Below are 11591 nucleotides of genomic sequence, written 5' to 3'. Positions count from 1 at the left end.
TCAATCGCTTGCAGGGCGAAGTTGCTTGTTGGCTTCAATAAAACGGATGCCAAAAGACAACAGCAAGGCGGCCGCGGCGCATCCTGCGGCAAGCCACAGGTTGGCTGAGAGGCCCAGCCTGTCCACGGCCTGGCCACCGGTCCACGCCCCGAGCGCAATGCCGATATTGAAGACGCCCACATACAGCGCGGCGACGATCTCCACGGCCCGGGGCGCCGCCTTCAGCATCAAGGTCATCAGGCCGACCGATACGCCGCCGTAGGCCAGTCCCCAGGCCAGCAATACCATGCCGCCGCCGATGCCGGAATCGCCGATAGCCAGGAACAGCAGTGGCGTGAGCAGCAGTCCGCCCGAGATGGCGATGATGGTAGTCGCCGTGCGCCGCACGGCAACCACGCCCACCAGGAAGTTTCCAATGATGCCCGCGCAGCCATAGGCAAACAGCAGCGCACCCAGCCATTGCGCACCAAACCCCGAAATCGACAGCAGTAGCGGGCGCACGAAGGTAAAGGCCATGAAATGGCTACTCACCAGCAACAGAGTCAGAAGCAGCCCCGCCTGCAACTGCCTGCTGCGCAGCTGTTTGCCGAATTGGCGCCAGGTCGCCGCACCGGCAGCGGGCAGTGCGGGAATGACCGCCAGATGCAGCGCCAGTACCAGGCTGCTGAACAGCGCCATGACGCCGAAGGCCCAGCGCCATCCCGCAACGTCGCCGATTTGTGCGCCTAGCGGCACGCCCAGCACGGAAGCTGCCGCCACGCCACCGAAGATGATCGACGTTGCCAGGCCGGTCGAGCGGGCAGGAACCAGGCGGGAAGCGAGGCCGCCGGCGATGGCCCAGATGCCGCCCATGCAAAAACCGACGAGCACACGGGCAGCCAGCATCCACGCCATGTTTTGCGCCAGGGCCGAGGCAATGTTCGCGATCACCAATAGTGTCAGCAAACCACAGAGAATCTTGCGCCGGTCCAGGCTGCCCGATGCGACCACGACCAGCGGCGCGAACATGGCCGCCAGCAATGCTGGCAGCGAGATCATCAGGCCGGCGGTTCCCGTGGAGGTGTGCAGCGTGTCTGCAATCGGCGTCAACAGGCCGACCGGGAGCATTTCCGTCGTCACGACCGAAAAGGTGGCCATGCCGACCGCGCCGACCGCCAGCCATGGGTGGCGGACAGTGGTTTCTGTGGCAACGTGGGGAGACGTACTCATGGTTCATATCCTTCATGTGATCATGCGATATACGGCGCCCTGCTTGCAACGGAGGGGCATCAAAGTGATAATACATACAGCGCGTATGAATAGTATATATACATACGTAATGAATGTAAATAATCATACGCTGCGTATGTAAGGAGAGAGCAATGGTTCGCCGCACCCGTGTGGAAATGGAAGAAACCCGTGCATCGTTGCTGGCCACGGCCCGCAAAGTGTTCAGCGAGCGCGGCTATGCCGACACATCGATGGACGACCTGACCGCGCAGGCAGGCCTGACGCGTGGCGCCCTGTATCATCACTTCGGCGACAAGAAGGGCTTGCTGCTGGCCGTGGTGGAGCAGATCGATGCGGAAATGGATGGCCGCCTGCAAGCCATCTCCGATAGCGCCGCAGACTCGTGGGAAGGCTTTCGCCAGCGCTGCCGTGCCTATCTGGAGATGGCCCTGGAGCCGGAAATTCAGCGCATCGTCTTGCGCGATGCCAGGGCGGTTTTAGGCGGCGCCTCACCGGATTCGCAGCGCCATTGCCTCGAATCGATGCAAGGGCTGATCCAGCAGCTGATTCAGCAAGGCATCGTGGTCGACGCTTGCCCACAGGCATTGGCTTCGTTGATCTACGGCAGCCTGGCAGAAGCGGCGTTCTGGATCGCAGACGGTGACGAAGGCAATGCGCGCCTGATAAAAGCAATCGCGGCTTTGGAATTGCTGCTGCGGGGGATGTTGCTTCAAAGGTAATTGTGTACAGTGGCAATCTCGCCAGAAGCGGACACGTCTGGAGACGTGGATGACGATATTGAGCAGGGTTGGACTTATATAGACATGGAGGAAAAATATGCAAGTCAAGCGTATCGTTGCAAATTTCCCGGCGTCGGATCCGGGCCTGGCGCGGACTTTTTACGAGGACGTGCTGGGTTTGAGCCTGTTGATGGACCATGGCTGGATCATGACGTATGGTTCGCAAAGCGAGATGAGCGTGCAAGTGAGCTTCGCGACGCAAGGCGGCTCGAACACCGCTGTGCCCGACCTTTCCATAGAAGTCGATGACGTGGATGCCGCATTGGCACGCATGCGTGTGGCGGGGTTTCCCATTGAATATGGTCCTGTCGATGAACCTTGGGGTGTCAGGCGGTTTTTCGTGCGCGACCCTTTCGGCAAGCTCATTAATATCCTGTCGCACATATAGGCGAAGTGCCTGCGGCAGCAGGCAATCAATTCCGCCCGCTTCCCTTGCGCGCCAGCCTTTGTAAAACCCCTGGCGCCGCTCCCAATCTGTTGTACAATCCTTGAGAACGGTCGTGCTTTTTTGTGCGCTGAGCTTCCTTGCGTGCAGTCATCACGGCAACCGATAAGAACAAGGACACAGACATGGACCTGCATTACACGGCCGGGGAGACGGCGTTCCGCGACACGGTGCGCGCCTTCCTCGACACCCATTTGCCGGCGGACTTGCAGCGCAAGGTGCGCCAGCATCTGCGCCTGAACCGCGACGATTATGTGCGCTGGCACAAGATTGTTGCAAAGCAAGGCTGGGCCGCGCCGGCCTGGCCTGTCGAACATGGCGGCACGGGCTGGACGGCCGTGCAGCGCCACATCTGGGAAGACGAGTGCGCGCGCGCCGCCACGCCGCCCATCCTGCCATTCGGCGTCAACATGGTGGCGCCCGTCATCATGGCCTTCGCCAACGCCGAACAGAAAGCCTATTATCTGCCGCGCATCCTCAACTGCGACGACTGGTGGTGCCAGGGTTATTCCGAGCCGGGCGCCGGTTCCGACCTCGCTTCCCTGAAAACCACGGCCCAGCGCGACGGCGACCATTACATCGTCAACGGCCAGAAAACCTGGACGACGCTGGGCCAGCACGCGGACATGATCTTTTGCCTGGTGCGCACGGATAGCACGGTGCGCAAGCAGGAAGGCATCAGTTTCCTGTTGATCGACATGAAAACGCCGGGCATCACCGTGCGTCCCATCATCATGCTCGATGAAGAACATGAAGTGAACGAAGTCTTTTTCGACAACGTGCGCGTGCCCGTCAGCAACCTGGTCGGCCAGGAAAACAAGGGCTGGACATACGCCAAGTATCTGCTGGGACACGAGCGCACGGGCATCGCCGCCGTGGGCCGCTCCAAGCGCGAATTGACTTTCCTCAAGCAGCTTGCCATGCAGCAAACCAAGCGCGGCGCGCCGCTGCTGCACGATCCCGCCTTCGCGGCCAAGGTCGCTACCCTGGAAATCGAATTGATGGCGCTGGAAATGACGGTCTTGCGCGTCATCAGCGACGAAGGCAAGGGGCCGGGACCGCAGGCGTCGATGCTGAAGGTGCGCGGTTCGGAATTGCAGCAGCAGTTGACGGAATTGATGGTGGAAGCCATCGGCCCGCAAGCCTTGCCGTTCGATCCCGCTTTCCTCGATGGCGGCGCGCCGCACAGTGCCGCCGGCGACGACCTGGCCGCGCCCTTGGCCGCGTATTACTTTAATTACCGCAAGACATCGATCTATGGCGGCTCGAATGAAATCCAGAAAAACATCATCACGCAGATGATCCTGGGCCTGTAAGCCAGAAGGAGACGACATGGACTTCCATTTTAATCAGGAACAGCAGCAATTCGCCGATGCGCTCCGGCGCTGGGTCGACAAGGATTACTCGTTTGAAACACGCAAGCAGATCGTCCACTCGGCCACGGGCGTCTCAAGCGCTGCCTGGGCCACCCTGGCCGAGCTGGGCATGACGGCCTTGCCGCTGCCGGCCGCGGCGGGCGGCTTCGACGGCACGGCCGTGGACATGCTGCTGGTGATGCAGGAACTGGGGCGCGGCCTCGTGGTCGAACCGTATTTCGCCACCGTGCTGGGGGCGCGCTTCCTGACCCTGGCGGGCGGCCACGACGCCGTGCTGGAGCAGGTTGCCGGCGGCAGCCTGAAGCTCGCCTGCGCGCTGGGCGAACGCCAGTCGCGCCACGATTTACATGACATCGCCACCACCGCCACGGCCAGCGGCGACGGTTTCGTGCTGGACGGCGAAAAAACCGTCGTCATCCACGGCGCGCAGGCGGATTCCCTGATCGTTTCCGCGCGCAGCGGCGGCGGCCAGGACGGCACGGATGGCATTTCGCTATTCCTCGTGCCTGTGGATGCGCCGGGCGTGACCGTGCGCGACTGCCGCACCATCGACGGCCAGCGTGCCGCCACCGTCACCCTCGTGCAAGTGGTGCTGGGGCATGACGCGCTGATCGGTCAGGCGGGGCAGGGCTGGGCCGTGCTGGACGCGGCCGTCGATTACGGCGTGGCCCTGCTGTGCGCGGAAGCCGTGGGCGCCATGGACGCCATCTTCGCCGCCACGCTCGAGTATCTGAAAACGCGCCAGCAGTTCGGCGCGCCGATCGGCAAGTTCCAGGCCTTGCAGCACCGCATGGCCGACATGTTCATCCACCTGGAGCAGGCGCGCTCGATGGCCATGCTGGCCGCCGCCAAGGTCGATAGTGCCGACGCGGCCGAGCGGCGCCGCACGGTGTCCGCCGCCAAGGCGAGGGTGGGCCTGGCCGCCACCTTTGTCGGCCAGCAAGCCGTGCAGTTGCATGGCGGCATGGGCGTGACGGACGAATTGCCTGCCGCCCACCATTTCAAGCGCCTCTCCATGATCGCCCTGACCCTGGGCGACGTGGAGCACCATATCGAGCGCTTTATCGCCCAGCCGGGCTTTTTGCCGACGGAGACCGCATGACCGCATTGACCGGAATCAAACCCAAGCACTGGTATTTTGAAGATTTTACGCAAGGCCTGGAAATCGACCTGGGCCAGCGCCACGTGACGGAACGGGAAATCATCGCCTTCGCCACGGATTTCGATCCGCAGCCGTTCCACGTCGACCATGCGGCCGCCGAAAAAACCATCTTCAAGGGCGTCATCGCCAGCGGCTGGCACACGTGCGGCATGATGATGCGCCTGGTGGTGGATAACCTGCTCAAGCATTCGTCCAGCATGGGTTCGCCCGGCCTGGACAGCATCCGCTGGCTCAAGCCCGTGCGCGCGGGCGACACCTTGCAGCTGACCTACCAGGTCAAGGAAGTGCGCCCATCCACGTCGAAACCGGACCGCGGCATCGTCATTTCCGTGTGGAGCGTGCGCAACCAGCATGGCGAAGTGGTGACGACGGTGGAGGGCATGGGCATGTTCGGCCGCCGCCCGGCGGAGCCAGCGGAGCAACACCATGCGTGATATCGCCGGCATCGCCGGTTTCCAGGCCCTGGCGGGACAGCACGTGGCCGTTTCCGACTGGCTCACCATCACCCAGCAGCGCATCGATACCTTTGCCGACGCGACGGACGACCATCAGTGGATCCACGTCGACGCGGAGCGCTGCGCGCGCGAGTCGCCGTATGGCTGCACCGTGGCGCACGGCTTCTTGACGCTATCGTTGCTGCCCGCCATGCTGCAGGGGGCCTTGCACATGGCCGGCATCCGCATGGCCATCAACTATGGCTTGAACAAGGTGCGCTTCCCCGCACCCGTGCCCGTGAACAGCCGCCTGCGCGCGCGCCTCGACATCGTCTCCGTCGACGACTTGCCGGAAGGAGCACAAGTCAACTGGGCCGTCACCATGGAGCGGGAAGGCGACACGAAACCCGTGTGCGTGGCGGAGTTTTTGATGCGGTGTTATCCCTGAGCGGCAAGTTGAACCCGCTTCGCCGGCCGGCAGGCAGTCGTGCGCTCCTGCGCGTGCGCCAGGTGTACGCTGGTGGCGCGCCGGCGTTTTCCGGCGAAGGAGGCGATGATGTCCAACAAGGCAAACAGTGGAAATAGCGGCGCTGGCAAGGGCGCCACGGGCAGCGGCAAGGCGGCCGCCGGGGGCAGCGGCGCTACGGGCAGAGGTCCTGGCCCGGGCAATGCGGGCGGCTGGCCCAGCACGACGGGACGGCCATCGGGGACCAATCGTTCCAATGCCGCGCCGGCAAGGAGCCGCTAGCCTGCCCGCTCACTCCTCTTCCGACGCGCAATACCTGTCCCGCCCCGTATGCTTGGCGCGGTACAGCAGGGCGTCGGCGGCGCGGATCAGGGTGCTGGGGTCCATGCCTTCCGTGGGCATGACGCTGGCCATGCCCAGGCTGACGGTGACGTGCGGGCCGACGCTCGATTTGGCGTGCGGAATGTCCAGCGCGCGCACTTCGTCGAGGATGCGCTGGGCCACCACTTCGGCGCCGTCGCGCGTTTCCTGCGGCAGCAGGATGATGAATTCCTCGCCGCCATAGCGCGCCAGCAGGTCGGGCGGGCGCACGGCGCAGCGGCGCAGGGCGGCGCTCACTTGCTGCAGGCACAGGTCGCCCGCCTGATGGCCATACGTATCGTTGTAATCCTTGAAATGGTCGATATCGGCCATGATGATGGCCATCGGCACGCCGTCGCGCGCGCAGCGCCGCCATTCGCTGTCCATCGTGTCGTTGAAGCTGCGCCGGTTGGCCACGCCCGTGAGCGAATCCGTCAGCGACAGTTCGCGCATGGCGTCGGCCTGCCGCTTGATGGTCAGCTGGCTGCGCACGCGGGCGCGCACGACGGCCGCGTTGAACGGTTTCGTGATGAAATCGACGGCGCCCGCTTCCAGCGCCCGCGTCTCGTCCTCGGGCTGGTTCAGGGCCGTGACGAAGATGACGGGGATGGCGCTCAGCAGGGCCGATTCGCGCAGCGCGCTGCACACGGCGTAGCCATCCATGCCGGGCATGACGGCGTCGAGCAGGATCAGGTCCGGCAGTTGATTATGCGCAATTTCCAGCGCCTTCACACCGCTGAGGGCGAACAGCACGTCGTGCTCTTCGCGCAGCAGCTGGTGCAGGATCTGGATGTTTTCCATGGCGTCATCGACGATGAGGATGCGCCCGTTCATGGCAAGGTTGGTCCAGCTCACTTGTTTTCCTCTCGTTTCAGCTGATCGAGCACGAGTTTTTCCGCCTCGGCAAAATTCAGCGTTTCAATCGCATGTGCCATCGCCAGCGCCGCTTCCCGGTCTGACTGTTGCAGGGCGGGGTGCAGCGCGTGAAATTGCGCCAGCGCTTTCAGGTTGTTGTTGCGGATCAAGACCAGCAATTCGGCCAGGCCGGCGTGCAGGTCGACGGGCCCGCTGCCGGGCGCGGCTGCCGCCGGCTGGCTGCGCCGCAGGGGCGAAGGCAGGGTGCGCGTCGCTTCGATGACTTCGGCCATCGCCTGTTCCAGGCGGCCCAGCATGGCGGACGTGGCGTGCGATTGCCCCGTTTTCAGCGTTTTCTCCGTCTCGGCGGCCAGGCTGGCGATGTGCGTGGCGCCCAGGTTGGCCGCCACGCCGCACACGCGGTGCAGCAGCTGCGCCGCCTGCTGCGCCTGGCCGGCGGCCAGCAGGCGGCGCGTTTCCTCGACGGCGTCGCCTTGCGAATTCTCAAAGCGCTTGAGCAGGGCCAGGAAGGCGCCATAGTCGCCGCCGAAGCGGTGCAGGGCCGCCGCCAGGTCGATGCCGGGCACCGTGGCGGGCAAGTCCAGCGTCCGCGCGACGGCATCGGCTGCCTGCACGGCGCTGTCGCCACCCAAGGGCGCCGGCACCAGCCGGGTCAGCGTCTGTATCATCTCGTCGACGTCGATGGGCTTGGCCACATGCGCATTCATGCCGCTGGCGATGGCGCGCAGGCGGTCTTCGTCCATGGCATTGGCCGTCATGGCGATGATGGGCAAGTCCGGCAAGCCCAGGGCGCGGATGGCCAGGGTGGCGTCGTAGCCGTTCATGACGGGCATCTGCAAATCCATCAGCAGCACGTCCCAGGCGTCCGGCGTGCTGGTGAGCAAGTCGACGGCCAGCCGGCCGTTGGCGGCCACGGTCACGCGCGCGCCCGAGTGCAGCAGGATGTATTGCGCCACTTCCTGGTTGATTTCATTGTCTTCCACCAGCAGCACGCGCATGCCGGTGAGCAAACCCGACAAGGGCGTGGACGCGGGCAGCGCCGAAGGGGTGCTGCGGCCTTCGCGCACGGCCGTCACGGCCGCCAGCAGGCGCGCCGGGGTGGCCGGCTTTGAAACGATGCCTGCCAGCATCAGGCTGTCGGCCAGGCGTTCGAGGTTTTCGCTATCCTGGTCGGCCACCAGCATGATCACGGGCGGCAGTACCAGGCGTTCGTCGGCGCGCGCCTCGGTGAGCATGGAAATGCCATCCATGCCGGGCATGGCTGCGTCGAGCAGCACCAGGTCCGCCGGCGGCCCGCCGCTGCTGTGGGCGCGCAGCAGGGCCAGGCCGGCCGCGCCGCTGTCGGCGCTGCGGCTGTGCCAGCCCTGCGCCGCGCACCAGTCTTCCAGCATGGCGCGCACGCTGGCATTGTCGTCGATGATCAGCAGCGACTGGACCCTGGGCGCGCTCTTGCCGGGCGGCTCGGGCGGCGGCGCCACCTTGTCGAAGCGGCAGCCGAAGCGGAAGTCGGAGCCCTTGCCCAGCGTGCTTTTGACGCTGAGGGTGCCGCCCATCAATTCCACCATGCGCCGGCAGATGGCCAGCCCCAGTCCCGTGCCCCCATATTTGCGGCTGGTGCCGCTGTCGCCCTGGGAAAACGCGTCGAAGATGCGTTCCTGCTCGGCCGCACCGATGCCGATGCCCGTGTCGCGCACGGAAAATTCGAGGGTGGCGCTGTCCGCATCCTCGGCCACCTTGTCGATCGACAACACCACTTCGCCATGCGAGGTGAACTTGACGGCGTTGCCCATCAGGTTGATGAGGATTTGCTCCACGCGCAGGGCGTCGCCGATCAGTTCGTCCGGCACGCCGGGGGCGAGCACGAACACGGGTTCCACGCCGCGCGCCCAGGCGCTGCTGGCCAGCAACACGCCCACGCTGCCCAACATGCGTTCGAGCTGGAAGCGGCGCTGTTCCAGCACCATCTGTCCCGCCTCGATCTTGGAAAAATCGAGCACGTCATTGACGATATTGAGCAGCGACTGCGTCGCCATCTGGATCTTGCCGACATAGCTGCGCTCGCGCCGTTCCAGCGGCGACTCTTCCAGCAGGCGCGCCAGGCCGATGATGGCGTTCATCGGCGTGCGGATTTCATGGCTCATGTTGGCGACGAATTCGCTTTTCGCGACGCTGGCGGCCTCGGCCTTGTCGCGCGCGCGCACCATCTGCTCGTTGAGTTCATGCAGGCGCAATTCCGTGCGCTTGAGTTCGGAAACGTCCGAGGCCAGCACGAAGAAGCCGCGCACGCCGCCGCCGTCGTCGAAATCGGGGATGTAATTGGTCCACGTGTGGCACACCTGGCCGCCGGGATCGAGCAGGTCGCGCTCGAAGCTTTGCGGCCGGCCCGCCAGCACGCCCTCGACGTGGGGCGCATACACGTCGAACAGTTCCTGCCCCAGCAATTCGCTCATGTGGATGCCGGCCAGTTCGGCGCTGCTGCGGCCAAACCATTCGTTATAGAATTTATTTGCAAATCGGCAACGCAAATCGGCGCCCCAGTACGACACCATGCCGGGCAGGTTGTCGGTGACGGTGCGGATGAAGCGTTCGTTCTGTTCCAGGCGCCACGTGGTGGCGTGCAGCACCTCGGTGGCGCGCTTGCGTTCCGTGATGTCGATCGATACCCCCAGCACATGGCTGGCGCGCCCCGCATCGTCGCGCAAGACCACCTTGCGCGTGGTGAAGTGGCGCGTGGTGCCGTCGGCCGTATTGATCGCTTCCTGTTCGATTTCCACCATCTGCCCCGTGGCCAGCAGCTTGCGGTCGGCGCTGACGAAGGCGGACGCCTGCTGCGGCGGGAAGAAATCGTGGTCCGTCTTGCCCAGCAACTGTTCGCGCGAGCGTCCCAGGGTCAGTTCCGCGTGGCGGTTGACCATTTCAAAGCTCAGCTTATCGGCGCGCTTGACGAAGACCATGGCCGGGATGTTTTCGATGATGGTGCCAAACAAGTGTTTCGAGCGGCGAAATTCCGCTTCGCTGCGCTTGCGCTCGCTAATATCCAGCCACAGGCCCGATACGCCCAGCAATTGCTGTTCCGGGCCGAAGATCGGGTGGTACGAGACGATCCAGTGGCTCAGCTGCTCGCGCTGCTGGCCGCTATGGCCCTTCAATTCGATGTCGACGATGGGCTGTCCCGTCCCGAGCACCTGGCGCACGCAGCGTTCCACCTCCGCCCGCACGGCGTCGTCGAACAGCATGGCGCCCACGGGACGGCCCAGGTGCTGCGCCACGCTGGCCCCATTGATGGCGGCCAGGTAGTGGTTGATCATGACAATGCGCAAGTCCAGGTCCACGAACAGCATGCCGATCGGCGCCGTCGCGTACACGGTTTCCAGCAGGCGCGTGGATTTCCCCAGGGCCAGCGTGCGCTCGGCCACCAGGCTTTCGAGCTGCGTGCGGTGACGCCGCAGGTCGCGTTCCAGCGCGCCCAGGGCGCTGGCCATGTCGGCCGATTCGCGGTCCGCATGCCGGTTCGAGAGCAGGGGTTTGCCTTGCGCCAGCGCATGGATCTGCTGCGTCAGTTCCTGCAGGGTGCTGGCCAGGCGGCCGCCCACGCGCCAGGCCAGGGCGAAGCCGGCGCCCAGCAGCAGCGCCAGGATGAGGGAACCCGTGACTACCGAGCGCAGCAGGGCTTGCGCCACCGTGCTGGTGCGCATGGTGACGGCCACCGTCCAGGCGGCGTCCGGGGCGCGGCGAAAGCCCGTATACACGTCGATGCCTTCCAGCGTGGCATGGCGCAGCACGCCTTCGCGCGCCTGGCGTATCTGTTCCAGCAGGGGCGCCGCGCTGCGCTGGCCCACATAGCGCTGCGGCGCCAGCGTGCGCGCCACGTTGATGCCGTCGGCATTGATGATGGCCGCGCCCAGGTAGGCTGGCAGGTGCAGCTCGCGCAGCAGCACGGCCAGGTAGTCGGGCGGGTACAGGGCCGTCAGCACGTAGGCGCTACCCTGGTTGCGCGGCAAGGGCAGGTTCAGGGCCAGCTGCGGCAGGCTGTCGGGCGCCTTGGTCAGGCTGGTCAGCCGCGGCTTGCCGGAGTCGCGCGTGCGCTCCATGCTGGCGGCCCATTTTTGCGGCAGGGGAGGCGGCGCCTGGCTGGCGGGCAGGGTCGTATTGATCAGCTGGCGGCCCTTGGCGTCGGAGACGATGAAGGCGCTGACGGCCAGGCCAGGCTGCAGCAGGCCGGCGGCCAGGGCCCGCAGGGCGCCGATGTCGTCCGCTTGCAGGGCGGGCGAGCCGGCCAGGATGCGCGCGGCCATCTGGGCGCCGTTCAAGTCGCGTTCGACGGCGGCTGCCACCGCGCGCGCCGCCTGCGCCGTTTCGCTGACGACATGGTCGCGTTCGCGCGTGTAACTTTGCGCCACGAGCAGGAGAAACACGAGCGCCGTCGGAATGACCCAGGCAAGCACCAGCCATGAAATTCTTGA

Annotated in this window: 10 protein-coding genes; 6 read left to right on the top strand and 4 right to left on the bottom strand. The window is 65.1% G+C overall.

Annotation, left to right across the window (positions count from 1 at the left end; all coding sequences use genetic code 11):
- Nucleotides 1–1209, bottom strand: coding sequence for an MFS transporter (locus VPH40_RS05635; protein ID WP_328572931.1), 1209 nt, complete (start codon nt 1207–1209; stop codon nt 1–3).
- A gap of 152 nt (nt 1210–1361) precedes the next feature.
- On the opposite strand from VPH40_RS05635, the gene VPH40_RS05630 reads away from it, so the two are divergent.
- The 6 genes from VPH40_RS05630 (at nt 1362) to VPH40_RS05605 (ending at nt 5874) form a co-directional block, all read left to right on the top strand.
- Complete coding sequence (locus VPH40_RS05630) at nt 1362–1949, top strand: TetR/AcrR family transcriptional regulator (protein WP_289910504.1); 588 nt, start codon at nt 1362–1364, stop codon at nt 1947–1949.
- A 97-nt stretch (nt 1950–2046) separates the two neighbouring features.
- Nucleotides 2047–2397 (top strand): VOC family protein, encoded by a 351-nt coding sequence (locus VPH40_RS05625; RefSeq protein WP_099667498.1) that lies wholly within the window; start codon nt 2047–2049, stop codon nt 2395–2397.
- 182 nt (nt 2398–2579) lie between these two features.
- Entirely contained in the window at nt 2580–3770 is a 1191-nt protein-coding gene (locus tag VPH40_RS05620; protein ID WP_289904648.1) for an acyl-CoA dehydrogenase family protein, read from the top strand.
- A gap of 16 nt (nt 3771–3786) precedes the next feature.
- Entirely contained in the window at nt 3787–4932 is a 1146-nt protein-coding gene (locus tag VPH40_RS05615) for an acyl-CoA dehydrogenase family protein (RefSeq protein ID WP_328572930.1), read from the top strand.
- Entirely contained in the window at nt 4929–5426 is a 498-nt protein-coding gene (locus VPH40_RS05610; RefSeq protein WP_099667501.1) for a MaoC family dehydratase, read from the top strand. Before VPH40_RS05615 ends, VPH40_RS05610 begins: the two co-directional genes overlap by 4 nt.
- Complete coding sequence (locus tag VPH40_RS05605; protein ID WP_099667502.1) at nt 5419–5874, top strand: MaoC family dehydratase; 456 nt, start codon at nt 5419–5421, stop codon at nt 5872–5874. The genes VPH40_RS05610 and VPH40_RS05605 overlap by 8 nt, the downstream gene beginning before the upstream one ends.
- On the opposite strand, the gene VPH40_RS05600 is transcribed toward VPH40_RS05605, so the two are convergent.
- The 3 genes from VPH40_RS05600 to VPH40_RS05590 are packed head-to-tail and all read right to left on the bottom strand — an operon-like array spanning nt 5865 to nt 11573.
- Nucleotides 5865–6149, bottom strand: coding sequence for a hypothetical protein (locus VPH40_RS05600; RefSeq protein WP_328572929.1), 285 nt, complete (start codon nt 6147–6149; stop codon nt 5865–5867). The two genes, VPH40_RS05605 and VPH40_RS05600, sit on opposite strands and share 10 nt — an antisense overlap.
- A gap of 34 nt (nt 6150–6183) precedes the next feature.
- On the bottom strand, nt 6184–7107 hold the full coding sequence (locus tag VPH40_RS05595) for a diguanylate cyclase domain-containing protein (RefSeq protein WP_099667505.1): 924 nt from the start codon (nt 7105–7107) through the stop codon (nt 6184–6186).
- On the bottom strand, nt 7104–11573 hold the full coding sequence (locus tag VPH40_RS05590) for a PAS domain-containing protein (RefSeq protein ID WP_328572928.1): 4470 nt from the start codon (nt 11571–11573) through the stop codon (nt 7104–7106). Before VPH40_RS05590 ends, VPH40_RS05595 begins: the two co-directional genes overlap by 4 nt.
- Nucleotides 11574–11591: the final 18 nt, after the last annotated feature.

It is taken from the genome of Janthinobacterium sp. P210005 (genome assembly GCF_036231865.1).
Lineage (GTDB): Bacteria > Pseudomonadota > Gammaproteobacteria > Burkholderiales > Burkholderiaceae_D > Janthinobacterium > Janthinobacterium kumbetense.
The sequence above is the reverse complement of the archived record's forward strand: the minus strand, read 5'-3'. Positions and strand labels throughout refer to the sequence as shown.